Source organism: Serratia proteamaculans (assembly GCF_004684015.1).
In the GTDB taxonomy this organism is placed as follows: domain Bacteria; phylum Pseudomonadota; class Gammaproteobacteria; order Enterobacterales; family Enterobacteriaceae; genus Serratia; species Serratia proteamaculans_F.
Genome location: NZ_SRIA01000004.1, coordinates 118669 through 136114 on the forward strand (window position 1 = coordinate 118669; position 17446 = coordinate 136114).

Genomic DNA, 17446 nt, shown 5'->3' on the forward strand with positions numbered 1-17446 from the left:
CTAAATAGATGTAAGCCCCGCAATTCGTTGCGGGGCTTTTTACATTTATGGGCTGCTTATGCATCGGCCCGTCAGCGCTGGCGAAGGTAAGATGGAAACGAAACAGCAGGTCGGAATTGGCATTTCTCTGGCGGTGACTACGGCAGTTTGCTGGGGCGCATTGCCGATTGCGATGAAAGAAGTGCTGGTAGTGATGGATCCGTTTACCATCGTTTGGTATCGATTTACCATGGCTGCACTTGGGTTAGGGCTTATTTTGGCCGTGCGCGGCAAGTTGCCGCCGGTAACTCTGTTCCGTCAACCGCGCTGGTTGTTGATTCTGGCCATCGCCACCGCAGGCCTGCTGGGGAATTTTATTTTCTTCAGCTCTTCGCTGCAGTATCTCAGCCCGACAGCATCGCAGGTGATCGGCCAGTTATCCCCGGTCGGCATGATGTTTGCCAGCGTGCTGATTTTAAAAGAGCGGATGCGCATCACTCAGGTGATTGGCGCGCTGATGCTGATCTGCGGGTTGCTGTTGTTCTTCAACGTCAGCCTGATTGAGATCTTCACCCGCCTGACAGATTACACCCTTGGGGTGTTGCTGGGTGTGTGTGCGGCAATGGTCTGGGTCACTTATGGCGTTGCGCAGAAAGTGTTGCTGCGTCGATTGGCCTCGCCGCAAATTCTGGTAATGTTGTACACTTTATGTGCAGTGGCGTTATTTCCTCTGGCCAGGCCGGAAGGGATTTTCCAGCTCAGCGGCTGGCAATTGGCCTGTCTGCTGTTCTGTGGTGCCAACACGCTGATTGGTTATGGTGCGCTGGCTGAAGCAATGGCGCGCTGGCAGGCGGCACAGGTGAGTGCGTTAGTGACGCTGACACCGCTGTTTACCCTGCTTTTTTCAGATTTATTGGCGCTGGCCTGGCCACACGTATTCGCCGCCCCGACCTTAAATGTCGTCGGCTATGTCGGTGCTTTCGTGGTGGTAGCGGGCGCCATGTTTTCCGCAATTGGTCACCGTTGGTGGCCGCGACGGGCAGAACCCCGCCTGGTTGCTCCTTTGAAGCAGCCCGGTGAATGATTTACGGAGACGGTAAATGAAGTTTGTAGATGAAGCAGCGATCTTGGTCGTTGCAGGTGACGGTGGTAATGGTTGCGTCAGCTTCCGTCGCGAAAAATATATCCCGAACGGCGGGCCTGATGGTGGTGACGGCGGCGATGGCGGCGACGTCTATCTGTTGGCGGACGAAAACCTCAACACGCTGATCGACTACCGCTTTGAGAAATCTTTCCGCGCCGAACGTGGCCAGAATGGTCAGAGCCGTGACTGTACCGGTAAGCGTGGCAAAGATATTACCATCAAGGTTCCGGTCGGTACTCGCGTGCAGGATCAGGGCACCGGCGAAATCCTCGGCGACATGACCCGTCACGAGCAGCGTCTGATGGTGGCGAAGGGCGGTTGGCACGGTTTGGGCAACACCCGTTTTAAATCATCCGTTAACCGTGCTCCGCGCCAGAAAACTCTGGGTACCGCCGGTGAGGCTCGTGACCTCCTGCTGGAGCTGTTGCTGCTGGCGGATGTGGGTATGCTGGGTCTGCCGAACGCTGGCAAGTCGACCTTTATCCGCGCAGTGTCTGCTGCCAAGCCGAAAGTTGCCGACTATCCGTTTACCACTCTGGTGCCAAGCCTGGGTGTGGTACGTATGGATCACGAGCAAAGCTTCGTGGTTGCCGATATCCCGGGACTGATCGAAGGTGCCTCCGACGGCGCAGGCCTGGGTATTCGCTTCCTGAAGCATCTGGAGCGTTGCCGCGTGCTGTTGCACCTGGTGGATATCGCCCCGATCGATGAATCTGATCCGGTAGAAAATGCCAAAGTCATCATCAACGAGTTGAATCAGTACAGCGAAAATCTGTCGCAGAAGCCGCGCTGGCTGGTTTTCAACAAGATTGATGTGATTGGTGAAGAAGAAGCTGCCGAACGTGCCAAGGCGATTGCAGAGGGCATGGGCTGGGAAGGCAAGTACTACATGATCTCCGCCGTGAATCGTGAAGGCGTCAACGCGCTGTGTTGGGATGTGATGAAGTTTATCAATACCCAACCGAAAGCCATGGCCATTGAAGAAAGCGCGCCGGAGAAAGTCGAGTTCATGTGGGATGATTACCACCGTGAACAGATCGCTGAAGTGGAAGCTGAAGCGGATGACGACTGGGATGACGACTGGGATGAAGAGGACGACGAAGGCGTCGAAATCATTTACCAGAAGTAATCTTGTGAACAGAGGGGCTCAGTTAACACTGGGCCCTTTTTTTATTTCAGGACGTTTTCCGGTAGCCAGCATTGTGCCTTGAGTCCACTGGTATCCTGGCGGTTTTCCAGTGTTAAACGCCCCTGATGCAACTGCACAATGCGAGTTACGATATTCAATCCCAACCCACTGCCGCCATAGCGTTGATCCATACGGCGGAAGGCCTGAGTGAGTTCACCCGCGATTTTCTCTTTGACGCCCGGACCTTCATCGATCACCTGTAGTCGGTAACCACGTTCCTGCGCAGAAAGTTCTACCTGGATCCTGCTGCCCTCAGGACTATACCGATGGGCATTCTCCACCAGGTTACGCAGCAGCAGACGTAACAGTACCGGGTCACCATGCACCGGGGCTGTGGCCGGAAGCAGCCATTGCAAATTTTGCCTGCGTTGTGCGGCCAACTCCTCGAGTTCTTCCCGCAGCGGTTGGATCACGTCGCTCACCCAATCGAAGCGTTGATAATGGCCACTGGCAAAATCTTGCCCGGCGCGTGCAAGCATCAGCAATTGTTCGACGGTGTGCATCAGTTGATCAATGCGCTTAATCAGTGGCCCACTTTGCGGAACCCCCTGTTTTTCCATTAATTCCAGATGCAGGCGGATCCCTGCCAGAGGCGTGCGTAGCTCATGGGCGGCGTCGGCAGTAAACAGCCGTTCCTGCTGGATGGTGTTATCCAACCGTGAGAACAATTGGTTGAGCGTAGTGGTGACCGCCATTATTTCCAGGCTGTCACTGTTGAGCGGCAGCGGCGTCAGGTTATCGGCAGAACGCTTTTCCAGCCGTTGTTGCAACTGATTGAGGGGGCGGATAATCCAACTGATGGCCCAAAATGAGGCGAGCAGCGTCACGATCATCATGATCAGTGAAGGGGCGAGCAGTGAGGCTATCGCTTCGGCGATTTCCGTATCGACACGCTCGGTGCGGACCTTGGCCGACAGGGTTTCGTCCACCAGGAAGCTGATTTGTTCCTGGCTTTCATGCCATAACCAAAAGGCACTGATAAGCTGGGTGACCAAAAGGATCAGCGCCAGCATCAACAACAGACGACGGCGCATGCTGATCATGATGAGGACTCCAGGCGATAGCCGATACCACGAACGGTACGGATGCGATCTTTACCCAATTTTCGGCGCAGGTTATGGATATGCACTTCCAGCGTGTTGGAGCCCAAATCGTCTTGCCAGGTATAGAGATCCTGTTGCAGCAGTTCACGATTGACCGTTTGTCCGGCACGCATCATCAGACGCGACAGGATGGCAAACTCTTTGGGGGTGACTTCCACCGGTTGTTGTTGAACATAAACCTGCTGGCTGGAGAGGTTGAGTTGGAGATCATCCAACTGCATGAGATTGTCACTGTGACCCTGATAGCGACGGATCAGCGCGCGTACGCGCGCCTGCAGTTCAACCAACGCGAAGGGTTTCACCAGGTAATCGTCGGCGCCGGCATCAAGCCCATCAACACGGTCTTCAAGCGCATCGCGAGCGGTCAGGATCAGCACCGGCAGCTCGACTTGCTGACGGCGCCACTGCCGAAGCAGGCTGGCGCCGTCCATGTCAGGCAGGCCCAGATCGAGGATAATCATGCTGTACTGACTGGTGAGGAGCAGAGCATTGGCCTCCGCCGCCGTAGCAGCGCAGTCGCAGGCATAGCCCTCCCCAGCTAATGCCAGGGCCAGGCCTTGTTGCAGGAGCTCATCGTCTTCAACAATCAGCAGTTTCATCGTAACCCTCAGTTATTCTGATAAATATCCCGGTACAGACGGCTTTCGAAACGCACCAGTGGAGCGCGGCGCTGTTTCTGATCTTCCGGTGGTACGGCATAACCTGACAGATATTGTACGAATGCAAAACGCTGACCGCTGGCGGTAGTGATAAACCCGGCCAGGTTGTACACGCCTTGCAGCGCCCCGGTTTTAGCGGAAACCTTCCCGTCGACACCGGCTTCATGCAGGCCACCACGATAACGTAAGGTACCGTCATAGCCAGACAGTGGCAGCATTGAAATAAAGTTCAGCTCACTGTCATGCTGCGCGATGTACTGTAACGCCTGCATCATGGTTGCCGGGGCCAGCAGGTTATGGCGTGACAGGCCTGAGCCATCCACCACGATGCTGTTGCCCAAATCGACACCGGCTTTCTGACGAAGTACCTGACGCACGGCATCGGCACCGGCACGCCAGGTGCCCGGTACGCCAAAACGTTCATGGCCGATAGTGCGGAAGACGGTATCGGCGATCATGTTGTCCGATTTCTTCAGCATGATCTTCAGCAACTCGTGCAGCGGCGCTGATTGAGCCTGTGCGATCACCGTTCCCTTCAGGCCAGGTTGGGTCTGACGCTTCAGGTGGCCGTCGATCTGAATGCCGGCCTGCGTCAGCTCATCTTTCAAAATCGCCCCGGCATAGCTGGCTCCATCCTGAATGGCGAAGGCCAGCGGCAGCGGATCGCTGCGTTGGGTCAGACAGCCGGTCAGGGTAAAGCGATTCAACTCGCCCGGTACCACATCCAGCTCGCAATATTGGGCGTCTGCGGAGCCTTTGGCCAGTGTGCGCACCTGGCTGAACATATTGACAGGGTAGTACGAGGCCACGCGAATAAAGGCCATATCACCCGGTTTCGGTGCACTGTACAGCGAAACCGAGAAGCAGTTGCGATCGACTATCGCTGCCGCCGGTGGTGCGCTGAAGCATTGGGTCAGGTCGTTCCACGGCCAGCCTGGGGCTTTGTCATGGCTGGCGAATACCGAAGTATCGACCAGCACATCGCCGGTGATCTGGCGTACACCCTGCTTTTTCAGGATCGCCACCATGTTGCGCAGGCTCTGGCGCTTAAAGGTCGGATCGCCGCTGAAGCGGGCAATCAGGTTGCCACGTAGCACACCGTCACTGATATCACCCTGGCTTTCCAGCGTGGTGGTGAAGCGATAGTCGGGGCCGAGCTGCAATAATGCAGCCAGCGCGGTCAGCACTTTCTGGGTACTGGCCGGCAACGCCATTTGCTGAGAGTGATAATCGATGGTCGGTGCGTCTGCGCCGATCTTCTGAACTACCAGGGCAAGGTTGGCCCCATCAGGCAAATATTGTGTGTAATCTTCAACCGGGGCCGCATTCGCATTTAGAACAAATGCGCAAGCCAATGCACTGACAATTCGTGAAAAACGCATAATCTCGGGATAACAGCTGGATAACGTGCCGTCATACTACGGTGCATTCAGGGAAAAAGTAAACGATGACCCTCAAGGAACTCTAGGCTAAAATGCGTATCAAAATGCAAAATCGATCCTGACTTGGGCAACTGTTCCGAGTCAGGCTTCTTTTGTTTGTCGCCTGGAGGCGGGGGGCATATAGCCACCGTTTTTTCATTCGAACACGTCAGGATGACGGTTATTTGAACAGGAAAGATTTAGAGGTATTTAGATTATGAAACAGATTCCGATGACCTTGTTTGGCGCTGAAAAACTGCGCGAAGAACTCGAATATTTGAAAGGCGTGCGCCGTCCGAAAATCATTGCGGATATCGCTGACGCCCGTGAACACGGCGATTTGAAAGAAAACGCAGAGTACCACGCCGCTCGCGAGCAGCAGGGTTTCTGCGAAGGGCGTATCCAGGAAATTGAAGCCAAGTTGTCCAACGCGCAGGTGATCGATATCACCAAGATGCCTAACAATGGCCGCGTGATTTTTGGCTCCACCGTATCGGTGATGAACCTGGATAGCGAAGAAGAAGTGACCTACCGCATCGTTGGCGACGACGAAGCCGATTTCAAGAAAAATCTGATTTCGGTGAATTCGCCTATGGCGCGCGGTTTGATCGGTAAAGAAGTGGATGACGTGGTAGTGATAAAAACCCCGGGTGGCGATGTTGATTATGAGATCTTGAAGGTTGATTATCTCTGATCGCTCTGCATTCGTTCAGAAAATCGCCAGGGTTTTGTAAAGAAAGGAAAAAGGCCGCACGCGGCCTTTTATCTGAATCAGGTGCATGGCACCTTTTCGTTAACCCAATGCTTATTAACGCGGTAGACTGATCTTGCGCTCTTTAGAAGGGCGGTAAAGAATAAGCGTACTGCCGATGACTTGCACGTTGCAGGCACCCGTTTCACGCACGATAGCGTCGGCGATCAGGGTTTTGGTTTCGCGATCTTCAGCAGCGATTTTTACCTTGATCAGCTCATGATGCTCCAGAGCCTGTTCAATTTCAGCCAGCACCCCTTCGGTGAGACCGTTATTACCCAGCATGACAACCGGTTTTAACGGATGCGCCAGGCCTTTCAGGTGCTGTTTTTGTTTATTATTCAGATTCATTGTCTTTTTTGCTTAAGTTGGGATTGAAAACGGTACATTCTACCGCCATCTCATGTATATCACCAAATCGGTCTTCACCGGTGTGAGTCTACGTGAGCTGCGAACCTGACATTAAGACTCTTTTTATGATAGTTGGAAAACGAGATGGCTAATAAAAAGCGTTCTGCTAGCTCCAGTCGCTGGTTACAAGAACACTTTAGCGATAAATATGTTCAACAGGCGCAGAAAAAAGGGCTGCGTTCGCGCGCCTGGTTTAAACTTGATGAAATACAGCAGAGTGACAAACTGTTTAAACCCGGCATGACCGTAGTGGACTTAGGTGCGGCACCGGGGGGTTGGTCGCAATATGTCGTGACCCAGATCGGCGGTTCCGGCCGCATCATCGCCTGTGATATTTTGCCAATGGATCCTATCGTTGGCGTCGATTTCCTTCAGGGCGATTTTCGTGATGAACTGGTGCTCAAGGCTCTGTTGGAACGTGTAGGTGAAAGCAAGGTTCAGGTGGTTATGTCTGACATGGCCCCGAATATGAGTGGCACTCCGGCCGTCGATATTCCAAGATCGATGTACCTGGTGGAATTAGCACTGGGAATGTGTCGTGATGTCCTCGCACCAGGCGGAAGTTTCCTGGTGAAGGTGTTCCAGGGAGATGGTTTTGACGAGTACCTACGGGAAATTCGCTCCCTGTTTACGAAGGTTAAGATTCGTAAGCCAGACGCTTCTCGCGCACGTTCGCGCGAAGTGTACATTGTAGCGACAGGGCGCAAGCTGTAGTACCCTAACGCTGTTTGTTAACACAGTTGTAATATGAGGTTAATCCCTTGAGTGACATGGCGAAAAACCTAATTCTCTGGTTAGTCATCGCGGTAGTGTTGATGTCTGTATTCCAGAGCTTTGGGCCCAGCGAGTCGAATGGCCGTAGGGTGGATTACTCTACCTTCATGTCCGAGCTGACCCAGGACCAGGTTCGCGAAGCGCGAATCAACGGACGTGAAATTAACGTTACCAAGAAAGACAGTAACAAATACACGACCTACATCCCTGTCAACGATCCGAAATTGCTGGATACGTTGTTAACCAAGAATGTGAAAGTTGTTGGTGAACCGCCTGAAGAGCCGAGCTTGCTGGCTTCTATCTTTATTTCGTGGTTCCCAATGCTGTTGCTGATCGGGGTTTGGATCTTCTTTATGCGGCAAATGCAGGGCGGCGGCGGCAAGGGCGCGATGTCCTTCGGCAAGAGCAAGGCCCGCATGTTGACGGAAGACCAGATCAAAACCACTTTTGCCGACGTTGCTGGTTGTGACGAAGCAAAAGACGAAGTGAGCGAACTGGTGGAATACCTGCGTGAGCCGAGCCGTTTCCAGAAGTTGGGCGGCAAGATCCCTAAAGGCGTGCTGATGGTTGGCCCTCCAGGGACCGGTAAAACGCTGTTGGCGAAAGCTATCGCCGGCGAGGCAAAAGTGCCGTTCTTCACCATTTCCGGTTCCGACTTCGTGGAAATGTTCGTGGGTGTTGGTGCTTCTCGTGTGCGTGACATGTTTGAACAGGCCAAGAAAGCGGCACCGTGCATCATCTTTATCGATGAAATCGACGCCGTCGGTCGCCAGCGTGGCGCCGGTCTGGGTGGCGGTCACGATGAACGTGAGCAAACGCTGAACCAGATGCTGGTTGAGATGGACGGTTTTGAAGGCAACGAAGGCATTATCGTCATCGCTGCGACCAACCGTCCGGACGTGCTTGACCCGGCATTGCTGCGTCCAGGCCGTTTCGACCGTCAGGTTGTTGTTGGTCTGCCAGACGTACGTGGTCGTGAGCAGATCCTGAAAGTGCATTCCCGTCGCGTGCCTTTGGCGCCGGATGTTGATGCTTCAGTACTGGCTCGTGGTACCCCGGGCTTCTCCGGTGCTGACCTGGCTAACCTGGTCAACGAAGCGGCGCTGTTTGCCGCCCGTGGCAACAAACGCGTTGTGTCTATGGTTGAGTTCGAAAAAGCCAAAGACAAGATCATGATGGGTGCGGAACGTCGCTCCATGGTGATGACCGAAGCGCAGAAAGAGTCGACCGCATATCACGAAGCAGGCCACGCCATTATCGGCCGTCTGGTTCCTGAGCACGATCCGGTACACAAGGTAACCATTATTCCTCGTGGCCGCGCGTTGGGTGTCACCTTCTTCCTGCCGGAAGGCGATGCAATCAGCGCCAGCCGTCAGAAGCTGGAGAGCCAAATCTCTACTCTGTACGGTGGTCGTCTGGCTGAAGAGATCATCTACGGGCCAGAGAAAGTCTCTACCGGTGCGTCGAACGACATTAAAGTGGCGACCTCGATTGCCCGCAACATGGTGACCCAATGGGGCTTCTCCGAGAAGCTGGGGCCATTGCTGTATGCGGAAGAAGAGGGCGAAGTGTTCCTGGGCCGTTCTGTGGCCAAGGCGAAACACATGTCGGACGAAACCGCGCGCATCATCGACCAGGAAGTTAAATCCCTGATCGAGCGCAACTACATCCGTGCGCGTGCGTTGCTGATGGAAAACATGGACATCCTGCATTCAATGAAAGATGCCCTGATGAAGTATGAAACCATCGATGCGCCTCAGATCGACGATCTGATGAACCGCAAAGACGTGCGTCCGCCAGCGGGTTGGGACGATGCGAGCAAAGGCAGCAACTCCGACAATGGTGGCTCACCGAAAGCCCCTACGCCGGTAGATGAGCCGCGCACGCCAAACCCAGGCAATACCATGTCTGAACAGCTAGACAAGTAACTTTAGCTGTGTAATAACATCGAACCCCGGCATGCCGGGGTTTTTTATTGTCCGGCGGGCAGTGAACCAGGCAACAGTAAGGTGGATTAGTAATGCAGTTAACCGTGCGAGACTCGACTTTCGATCTTTCCCATCCGCGGGTGATGGGGATCCTCAACGTAACCCCGGATTCTTTTTCTGACGGCGGCCAACACAACACTCTAAATCAGGCGTTATTGCATGCCCATGCGCTGATTTCGGCCGGTGCGACCATGATTGATGTGGGTGGCGAGTCGACCAGACCGGGAGCGGCAGAGGTTAGTGAAGACGAAGAGATCGCACGCGTAGTGCCGGTGGTGGAAGCCATTGCCCGACGTTTTGAAGTTTTTATCTCGGTGGATACCTCGAAAGCCGGTGTGATCCGCGAGTCGGCTCAGGCCGGGGCGCATTTGATCAATGACGTTCGCTCGCTGCAGGAGCCGGGCGCGCTGGCTGCCGCCGCGGAAAGCGGACTACCGGTGTGTCTGATGCACATGCAGGGCGAACCGCGCACCATGCAGCAGGCGCCGCACTATGATGACCTTATTGGTGACGTTAACGCCTTTTTCCAGCGGCATATTGAACGCTGTAATGCCGCCGGGATTACAAATCAGAAATTGCTGCTCGACCCAGGATTCGGTTTCGGTAAGAATTTAGCGCACAATTATCAGCTTCTGGCCAGATTGTCAGAGTTTCATCACTTCGGCCTGCCGTTGTTGGTGGGAATGTCGCGTAAGTCGATGATTGGACAACTGCTGAACGTGCCCCCTGATCAGCGGGTCATCGGCAGCGTAGCCTGTGCGGTGATCGCCGCCATGCAGGGCGCACAGATTGTCAGAGTGCATGACGTTAAAGAAACCGTCGAGGCGATGCGTGTCGTCGAGGCAACACTTTCAGCTAAGGGATGATAGAGACATGAGCGAACGCAAATATTTTGGTACCGACGGCATTCGTGGCAAGGTCGGTGATAGTCCTATTACCCCTGAGTTCGTTCTGAAACTGGGCTGGGCGGCGGGTAAGGTACTGGCACGTCACGGCTCTCGTAAAATCATTATCGGTAAAGATACCCGTATCTCCGGCTACATGCTGGAGTCGGCGTTGGAAGCCGGGCTTGCCGCGGCGGGGTTGTCAGCCTCGTTCACCGGCCCCATGCCGACGCCGGCAGTTGCCTACCTGACACGTACCTTCCGCGCGGAAGCCGGTATTGTGATTTCTGCATCGCATAACCCGTTTTACGATAACGGCATTAAATTCTTTTCCATCGACGGGGCAAAATTGCCGGATCATGTCGAAGAAGCCATTGAAGCTGAAATGGAAAAGCCACTGACCTGTGTGGAATCGTCAGAACTGGGCAAGGCCAGCCGGATCATCGATGCTGCCGGCCGCTATATTGAATTTTGTAAAGGTACCTTCCCCAGCGAACTGAGCCTGAAGGGCCTGAAAATCGTGGTGGACTGCGCCAACGGTGCGACCTATCACATTGCGCCAAGCGTGCTGCGTGAGCTGGGCGCCACGGTAATTGCCACCGGCGTTGAGCCGGACGGCATGAATATCAATGAAAAGTGTGGCGCGACTGACGTTCGTCAACTTCAGGAACGTGTACTGAAGGAAAAAGCCCATGTCGGCCTGGCATTTGACGGTGATGGCGACCGCGTGATGATGGTTGATCACCTTGGCAACAAGGTCGATGGCGACCAAATCCTGTATATCATCGCTCGTGAAGGGCTGCGTCAGGGCCAGTTGCGCGGTGGTGCGGTTGGCACGCTGATGAGCAACATGGGTCTGGAACTGGCGCTCAAGCAGTTGGGTATCCCATTTGCACGTGCGAAAGTCGGCGACCGCTACGTACTAGAGAAGCTGCAGGAGCTGGGGTGGCGTATCGGGGCGGAAAACTCCGGCCACGTGATCCTGCTGGACAAAACCACCACGGGTGACGGTATCGTTGCCGGCCTGCAGGTGCTGACTGCGATTGTTCGTAACAGTATGAGCCTGCACGACCTGTGCAGCGGCATGAGGTTGTTGCCGCAAATTTTGGTTAACGTGCGCTTTGTCGGCGAGCATAACCCGCTGGAATCCGAAGAAGTACGCAAAGTCACCGAGCAGGTTGAGGTGGAATTGGCCGGTCGCGGCCGTGTTCTGCTGCGCAAATCCGGTACCGAACCGCTGATCCGCGTGATGGTGGAAGGTGAGGATGAGCAGCAGGTGACTGCGCTGGCACATCGCATCGCCGATGCGGTGAAATCCGCTGGTTAATTGGTCGTTGATGCGTTCGGGGGCGGTAGTTGCCCCCTAAAATCACAGCCTGCGAATTTTATTGGTGTTTTTTTCCGCAAACGCGCCGGTGGCTGCAAATTGCCCTTGCGTGGTTTGGCACCTTTGGTTAGTATTCACACCCGCTTCAGTGGGCAGTTTGATATAACGCCTGCGACTTCTTGTTAGAAAAGAAGCCTATGGGGTGTGAAGCATTTGGCACGCGGTGAAGCCGCAAGGATACGGGTACAACTATGTACGAAGCTCTTCTGGTAATTTTCCTGCTGATCTCAATCGGGCTGGTAGCTCTGATTATGCTGCAGCAAGGTAAAGGCGCTGATATGGGAGCCTCATTCGGAGCAGGTGCATCTGGCACATTGTTCGGTTCGAGTGGTTCCGGCAACTTCATGACCCGCATGACGGCTGTGCTGGCGACGTTGTTCTTCGTCATCAGTCTGATCCTGGGCAATCTGAGCACCAACCAGACCAAGAAAGGCAGCGAGTGGGAAAACCTGGGTCAGCCAGTGAAATCTGAGCAGACTACCGCGCCGGCAGCACCAACCAAGCCGAGCAGCGATATCCCGCAGTAAGCGCAAGCAGTAACAGAGTTTGAAAACGGTTGTTGTTACCTCGATATAAATAACAGCCGTTAGCAGTAAGAATCAGTACCGAGGTGGTGGAATTGGTAGACACGCTACCTTGAGGTGGTAGTGCCCTAACGGGCTTGTGGGTTCGAGTCCCATCCTCGGTACCAAATCCCAGAGATAACTTGCTATTTTGCGATTATCGGCGTAATATTTGCCACGTTTTCGGACGCGGGGTGGAGCAGCCTGGTAGCTCGTCGGGCTCATAACCCGAAGGTCGTCGGTTCAAATCCGGCCCCCGCAACCACTTTCCTTTAAGTGTTTATTTTCAAATACACTTTTCGATTGAATTCCGCTTTTCTCGATCAACATTTGAAAATGACACTTGTTAGAAAGTTGCACCGAAGCCGCTTAGCGGCAAACAGGGTCCAGTTGCATAAAGCCCCGAATTTTCGGGGTTTTTTGTTATTTGGCAACAGAATCACTGGGCTATTAGGCCCTTTTTTTATGTCTTGGGGGTGGGCTTGTCCACATTAGAGCAAAAATTAACAGAGATGCTTTCGGCACCGGTAGAAGCGTTGGGCTTTGAACTTGTAGGCATCGAATTTATTCGTGCGCGCCAATCGACGCTCCGTATCTATATTGATAGTGAAAACGGCATCAATGTTGACGATTGTGCTGATGTCAGCCACCAGGTCAGCGCTGTATTGGACGTTGAAGAGCCAATCACAGTCGCTTACAACTTGGAAGTCTCCTCTCCTGGCCTTGATCGCCCGATGTTCACCGCCGAGCACTATACTCGTTTCCTCGGTGACGAAGTCAGCCTGGTCTTGCGCATGGCCGTACAGAACCGTCGCAAATGGCAGGGCATTATCAAGTCTGTCGATGGCGAGATGATCACGGTTGCTGTGGAAGGGAAAGATGAAGTGTTCGCGCTGAGCAATATCCAGAAAGCGAACCTGGTACCCCACTTTTAAAGTTTGGATGAGGCAACTAGGATGAATAAAGAGATTCTGGCTGTTGTTGAAGCTGTTTCCAATGAAAAATCCCTTCCGCGTGAGAAGATTTTCGAAGCGCTGGAAACCGCATTAGCCACCGCCACCAAGAAAAAATACGAGCAGGAAATCGAAGTTCGCGTCAGCATTGACCGCAAAACTGGCGATTTCGACACCTTCCGCCGTTGGGTCGCTGTAGATGAAGTGACTCAGCCAACGCGTGAAATCACGCTGGAAGCTGCACAGTATGAAGAGCCAGGTATTGAGCTGGGCGGTTACATCGAAGATCAGATTGAATCTGTGACCTTCGACCGCATCACCACTCAAACCGCGAAACAGGTTATCGTACAGAAAGTACGTGAAGCCGAGCGCGCGATGGTGGTTGATGCCTTCCGCCAGCACGAAGGTGAAATCGTCACCGGCGTGGTGAAAAAAGTTAACCGTGACAGCATTGCGCTGGACCTGGGTAGCAACGCTGAAGCGGTCATTGGCCGTGAAGACATGCTGCCACGCGAGAACTTCCGTCCGGGCGACCGTATCCGCGGTATCCTGTACGCCGTTCGTCCAGAAGCCCGTGGCGCGCAGCTGTTCGTCAGCCGCTCCAGCGCTGAGATGCTGAAAGAACTGTTCCGCATCGAAGTTCCGGAAATCGGCGAAGAAGTGATTGAAATTAAAGCGGCAGCCCGCGATCCTGGCTCCCGTGCAAAAATTGCAGTGAAAACCAACGACAAACGTATCGACCCGGTCGGCGCTTGCGTAGGTATGCGCGGTGCGCGCGTTCAGGCCGTTTCGAGCGAGCTCGGCGGTGAACGTATCGACATCATCCTGTGGGATGATAACCCTGCGCAGTTCGTCATCAACGCCATGGCGCCGGCAGACGTTGCCTCAATCGTGGTTGATGAAGATAATTGCACTATGGATATCGCCGTTGAAGCCAGTAATCTGGCACAGGCGATCGGCCGTAATGGCCAAAACGTGCGTTTGGCATCCCAGTTGTTAAAACAGCATCGTGACGATGACCGTTGGGAACTGAACGTGATGACGGCGGACGATCTGCAGGCCAAGCACCAGGCCGAAGCTCATGCCGCCATTGATACCTTCACCAAACATCTTGATATTGACGAAGATTTCGCCACCGTACTGGTTGAAGAAGGCTTCTCTACTCTGGAAGAGTTGGCTTACGTGCCAATCAAAGAGCTGCTGGAAATCGACGGTCTGGATGAAGATATGGTTGAAGCGTTGCGCGATCGCGCCAAAGCTGCATTGACCACGCTGGCCCTGGCACAAGAAGAAAGCCTGGGCGACCAAAAACCTGCTGACGATTTGCTCAACCTGCCGGGTCTTGAGCGCAGCATGGCCTTTAAACTGGCCGCGCGTGGGGTTTGTACGCTGGAAGATCTTGCCGAGCAGGGTGTTGACGATCTGGCTGATATTGAAGGGCTTAGCGATGAGCAAGCCGGCGAGCTGATTATGGCCGCACGTAATATCTGTTGGTTTGGCGACAACGCGTAATAAACTGTAGCAGGAAGGAACAGCATGACGACAGATGTAACCGTAAAATCGCTGGCAGCAGAGATTCAGACTCCAGTTGATCGCCTGGTACAGCAGTTTGCTGATGCAGGGATTAACAAGTCTGAGACAGACTCTGTAACCCAACATGAGAAAGAAGCCTTACTGGCGCACCTGAACCGTGAACACGGTAGCGCGCCGGGTAAGCTCACGTTGCAGCGCAAAACGCGCAGCACCTTGAATATTCCGAGCACCGGCGGTAAAAGTAAATCGGTGCAAATCGAGGTCCGCAAGAAACGCACTTATGTAAATCGCGATACGCCAGAAGCCCAACAGGCTGAAGCGGCAGAGCAGGCACAGCGTGAAGCGGAAGAGCAGGCACAGCGCGCAGCAGAAGAGCTGGCGAAACGCGAAGCAGAAGCAAAGCGCGCAGCCGAAGAGCAAGCCAAACGTGAGGCCGCGGAGATTGCTAAGCGTAATTCAGCGGAAAAAGAAAAAGTGACGAATCAACATACCGACGAAATGACCAAGCCAGCTCAGGCAGAAAAAGCACGCCGTGAAGCCGAAGCCGCTGAACTGAAACGTAAAGCGGAAGAGGAAGTACGACGCAAGGTTGAAGAAGACGCCAAACGCGTAGCGGAAGAAGCGCGCCGCATGGCCGAAGAGAAAGGCGAAGAATGGGCTGCTGCTGAGAAAGCCAGCGCAGCGGTTGAAACTGCCGATTATCACGTAACCACTTCCCAGCACGCCCGTGCTGCCGAAGACGAAAACGACGCTAAAGTTGAAGGCGAACGCCGCACCCGCACTCGTGGCGGCAAAGCGACCAAGCAGAAGAAAGGCAACAAACTTTCCGAGTCTAAAGCAGACCGTGAAGAAGCGCGCGCCGTGACCCGTGGTGGTAAAGGCAAGCGTAAGCCAAGTACTCTGCAGCAGGGCTTCAACAAGCCGGCTCAGGTGGTTAACCGTGACGTTGTGATCGGCGAAACCATCACCGTAGCCGAACTGGCTAACAAGATGGCGGTTAAAGGCTCTCAGGTCATCAAAGCGATGATGAAACTGGGCGCAATGGCCACCATCAACCAGGTCATCGACCAGGAAACCGCACAGCTGGTTGCCGAAGAGATGGGCCACAAAGTTATCCTGCGTCGTGAGAACGAGCTGGAAGAAGCGCTGATGAGCGACCGTGATACCGGTGCTGCGGCTGAGCCACGTGCGCCAGTTGTGACCATAATGGGCCACGTTGACCACGGTAAAACTTCTCTGCTGGACTACATCCGCTCCACCAAGGTGGCAGCAGGCGAGGCCGGCGGTATTACCCAGCATATCGGTGCTTACCACGTAGAAACCGACAACGGCATGATCACCTTCCTGGATACCCCAGGCCACGCAGCCTTTACTTCAATGCGTGCTCGTGGTGCTCAGGCGACAGACATCGTTGTTCTGGTAGTTGCTGCCGACGACGGCGTGATGCCGCAAACCATCGAAGCTATCCAGCATGCGAAAGCAGCGCAGGTGCCTTTGGTGGTTGCAGTGAACAAAATTGACAAGCCGGAAGCCGATCCGGACCGCGTTAAGCAGGAACTGTCCCAGTACGGCGTTATGCCGGAAGAGTGGGGCGGCGAAGCACAGTTCGTTCACGTATCTGCGAAAGCCGGTACCGGTATCGACGAACTGCTGAACGCCATCCTGTTGCAGTCTGAAGTTCTCGAACTGAAAGCGGTACGCAGTGGCATGGCCAGCGGCGTAGTTATCGAATCCTTCCTGGATAAAGGTCGTGGTCCGGTTGCTACCGTGTTGGTACAGGAAGGTACGCTGAACAAGGGCGATATCGTTCTGTGTGGCTTTGAGTACGGCCGTGTGCGTGCGATGCGTGACGAACTGGGTCGCGAAGTGACCTCTGCTGGTCCTTCTATTCCGGTTGAGATCCTGGGCCTGTCCAGCGTTCCTGCCGCCGGTGATGAAGCGACTGTGGTGCGTGACGAGAAGAAAGCGCGTGAAGTTGCGCTGTACCGTCAAGGCAAGTTCCGCGAAGTTAAACTGGCGCGTCAGCAGAAATCCAAACTGGAAAACATGTTTGCGAACATGACCGACGGTGAGGTTTCTGAACTGAACATCGTACTGAAATCCGACGTACAGGGTTCTTGTGAAGCCATTATGGATTCACTGCTGAAACTCTCTACTGACGAAGTCAAAGTGAAGATTGTTGGCTCTGGCGTAGGTGGTATCACCGAAACCGACGCAACGCTGGCAGCGGCTTCCAACGCCATCATTCTGGGCTTCAACGTCCGTGCCGACGCTTCTGCGCGCCGCGTGATTGAAGCAGAAAGCCTGGATCTGCGTTACTACTCCGTGATCTATAACCTGATCGACGAAGTGAAGCAGGCGATGAGCGGTATGTTGGCGCCTGAGTACAAGCAGCAAATTATCGGTCTGGCCGCCGTGCGTGACGTGTTCAAATCGCCTAAATTCGGCGCCATTGCAGGTTGTATGGTTACCGAAGGTAATATCAAACGTCACAACCCAATCCGCGTTCTGCGCGACAACGTGGTTATCTATGAAGGCGAGCTGGAATCCCTGCGCCGCTTCAAAGATGACGTTAACGAAGTCCGTAACGGCATGGAATGTGGTATCGGCGTTAAGAACTACAACGACGTGCGCGTCGGCGACATGATCGAAGTATTCGAAATCATCGAGATCCAACGCACCATCGCTTAACGCTAGCACATCTGCT

At 54.1% G+C, this 17446-nt stretch carries 15 protein-coding genes and 2 tRNA genes; 13 read left to right on the top strand and 4 right to left on the bottom strand.

Annotated features, from left to right (window positions below; translation table 11 throughout):
• Window positions 1-91 precede the first annotated feature (91 nt).
• Together E5C26_RS02105 and cgtA are read left to right on the top strand one after the other, a co-directional pair.
• Window positions 92-1063 carry a DMT family transporter gene (locus tag E5C26_RS02105; protein WP_017891378.1) on the top strand — a complete coding sequence of 324 codons (972 nt, stop codon included), beginning with the start codon at window positions 92-94 and terminating at the stop codon, window positions 1061-1063.
• A gap of 16 nt (window positions 1064-1079) precedes the next feature.
• A complete protein-coding gene (cgtA, locus tag E5C26_RS02110; protein ID WP_135314854.1) occupies window positions 1080-2252 on the top strand; it encodes an Obg family GTPase CgtA in 1173 nt (390 codons plus the stop codon).
• Between the two features lie 41 nt (window positions 2253-2293).
• On the opposite strand, the gene pmrB is transcribed toward cgtA, so the two are convergent.
• From pmrB to dacB, 3 genes are read right to left on the bottom strand one after another with little or no spacing between them, the layout of a single operon-like run.
• Window positions 2294-3355 (bottom strand): two-component system sensor histidine kinase PmrB, encoded by a 1062-nt coding sequence (pmrB, locus tag E5C26_RS02115; RefSeq protein WP_135314855.1) that lies wholly within the window; start codon window positions 3353-3355, stop codon window positions 2294-2296.
• A complete protein-coding gene (gene pmrA, locus E5C26_RS02120; protein WP_012004937.1) occupies window positions 3352-4014 on the bottom strand; it encodes a two-component system response regulator PmrA in 663 nt (220 codons plus the stop codon). The genes pmrB and pmrA overlap by 4 nt, the downstream gene beginning before the upstream one ends.
• Before the next feature lie 8 nt (window positions 4015-4022).
• Window positions 4023-5456, bottom strand: coding sequence for a serine-type D-Ala-D-Ala carboxypeptidase (dacB, locus tag E5C26_RS02125; RefSeq protein ID WP_135314856.1), 1434 nt, complete (start codon window positions 5454-5456; stop codon window positions 4023-4025).
• 256 nt (window positions 5457-5712) lie between these two features.
• Between dacB and greA the strand changes: the two genes are divergently transcribed.
• Window positions 5713-6189: a transcription elongation factor GreA gene (gene greA / locus E5C26_RS02130; RefSeq protein WP_012004939.1), complete on the top strand. Its 477-nt coding sequence runs from the start codon at window positions 5713-5715 to the stop codon at window positions 6187-6189.
• A 114-nt stretch (window positions 6190-6303) separates the two neighbouring features.
• On the opposite strand, the gene yhbY is transcribed toward greA, so the two are convergent.
• Window positions 6304-6597: a ribosome assembly RNA-binding protein YhbY gene (yhbY, locus tag E5C26_RS02135; protein ID WP_004933536.1), complete on the bottom strand. Its 294-nt coding sequence runs from the start codon at window positions 6595-6597 to the stop codon at window positions 6304-6306.
• A gap of 144 nt (window positions 6598-6741) precedes the next feature.
• Between yhbY and rlmE the strand changes: the two genes are divergently transcribed.
• From rlmE to infB, 10 genes are all read left to right on the top strand, one after another.
• Window positions 6742-7371: a 23S rRNA (uridine(2552)-2'-O)-methyltransferase RlmE gene (gene rlmE / locus E5C26_RS02140; protein WP_012004940.1), complete on the top strand. Its 630-nt coding sequence runs from the start codon at window positions 6742-6744 to the stop codon at window positions 7369-7371.
• 56 nt (window positions 7372-7427) lie between these two features.
• A complete protein-coding gene (ftsH, locus tag E5C26_RS02145; protein ID WP_135314857.1) occupies window positions 7428-9359 on the top strand; it encodes an ATP-dependent zinc metalloprotease FtsH in 1932 nt (643 codons plus the stop codon).
• Between the two features lie 92 nt (window positions 9360-9451).
• Complete coding sequence (gene folP, locus E5C26_RS02150; RefSeq protein WP_135314858.1) at window positions 9452-10285, top strand: dihydropteroate synthase; 834 nt, start codon at window positions 9452-9454, stop codon at window positions 10283-10285.
• 7 nt (window positions 10286-10292) lie between these two features.
• A complete protein-coding gene (gene glmM, locus E5C26_RS02155; RefSeq protein WP_135314859.1) occupies window positions 10293-11630 on the top strand; it encodes a phosphoglucosamine mutase in 1338 nt (445 codons plus the stop codon).
• A 251-nt stretch (window positions 11631-11881) separates the two neighbouring features.
• Window positions 11882-12217 carry a preprotein translocase subunit SecG gene (gene secG, locus E5C26_RS02160; RefSeq protein ID WP_012004944.1) on the top strand — a complete coding sequence of 112 codons (336 nt, stop codon included), beginning with the start codon at window positions 11882-11884 and terminating at the stop codon, window positions 12215-12217.
• A gap of 77 nt (window positions 12218-12294) precedes the next feature.
• A tRNA-Leu gene (locus E5C26_RS02165) sits at window positions 12295-12381 on the top strand.
• 60 nt (window positions 12382-12441) lie between these two features.
• Window positions 12442-12518 (top strand) — tRNA-Met (locus tag E5C26_RS02170).
• A gap of 217 nt (window positions 12519-12735) precedes the next feature.
• A complete protein-coding gene (gene rimP, locus E5C26_RS02175) occupies window positions 12736-13188 on the top strand; it encodes a ribosome maturation factor RimP (protein WP_012004945.1) in 453 nt (150 codons plus the stop codon).
• Between the two features lie 21 nt (window positions 13189-13209).
• The gene (gene nusA, locus E5C26_RS02180) at window positions 13210-14718 is read left to right on the top strand and encodes a transcription termination factor NusA (protein WP_012004946.1); all 1509 of its coding nucleotides are present in this window, start codon (window positions 13210-13212) and stop codon (window positions 14716-14718) included.
• A gap of 24 nt (window positions 14719-14742) precedes the next feature.
• On the top strand, window positions 14743-17430 hold the full coding sequence (gene infB / locus E5C26_RS02185; RefSeq protein ID WP_135314860.1) for a translation initiation factor IF-2: 2688 nt from the start codon (window positions 14743-14745) through the stop codon (window positions 17428-17430).
• The last annotated feature ends 16 nt before the right edge of the window (window positions 17431-17446 follow it).

Excerpts from the sequence above, each read along its gene's own strand:
- yhbY (WP_004933536.1), bottom strand. The coding sequence starts at position 6,597 with ATGAATCTGAATAATAAACAAAAACAGCACCTGAAAGGCCTGGCGCAT.
- pmrA (WP_012004937.1), bottom strand. The coding sequence starts at position 4,014 with ATGAAACTGCTGATTGTTGAAGACGATGAGCTCCTGCAACAAGGCCTG.
- infB (WP_135314860.1), top strand. The coding sequence starts at position 14,743 with ATGACGACAGATGTAACCGTAAAATCGCTGGCAGCAGAGATTCAGACT.
- cgtA (WP_135314854.1), top strand. The coding sequence starts at position 1,080 with ATGAAGTTTGTAGATGAAGCAGCGATCTTGGTCGTTGCAGGTGACGGT.
- secG (WP_012004944.1), top strand. The coding sequence starts at position 11,882 with ATGTACGAAGCTCTTCTGGTAATTTTCCTGCTGATCTCAATCGGGCTG.
- E5C26_RS02105 (WP_017891378.1), top strand. The coding sequence starts at position 92 with ATGGAAACGAAACAGCAGGTCGGAATTGGCATTTCTCTGGCGGTGACT.
- rlmE (WP_012004940.1), top strand. The coding sequence starts at position 6,742 with ATGGCTAATAAAAAGCGTTCTGCTAGCTCCAGTCGCTGGTTACAAGAA.
- nusA (WP_012004946.1), top strand. The coding sequence starts at position 13,210 with ATGAATAAAGAGATTCTGGCTGTTGTTGAAGCTGTTTCCAATGAAAAA.
- greA (WP_012004939.1), top strand. The coding sequence starts at position 5,713 with ATGAAACAGATTCCGATGACCTTGTTTGGCGCTGAAAAACTGCGCGAA.
- glmM (WP_135314859.1), top strand. The coding sequence starts at position 10,293 with ATGAGCGAACGCAAATATTTTGGTACCGACGGCATTCGTGGCAAGGTC.
- folP (WP_135314858.1), top strand. The coding sequence starts at position 9,452 with ATGCAGTTAACCGTGCGAGACTCGACTTTCGATCTTTCCCATCCGCGG.
- pmrB (WP_135314855.1), bottom strand. The coding sequence starts at position 3,355 with ATGATCAGCATGCGCCGTCGTCTGTTGTTGATGCTGGCGCTGATCCTT.
- dacB (WP_135314856.1), bottom strand. The coding sequence starts at position 5,456 with ATGCGTTTTTCACGAATTGTCAGTGCATTGGCTTGCGCATTTGTTCTA.
- ftsH (WP_135314857.1), top strand. The coding sequence starts at position 7,428 with ATGGCGAAAAACCTAATTCTCTGGTTAGTCATCGCGGTAGTGTTGATG.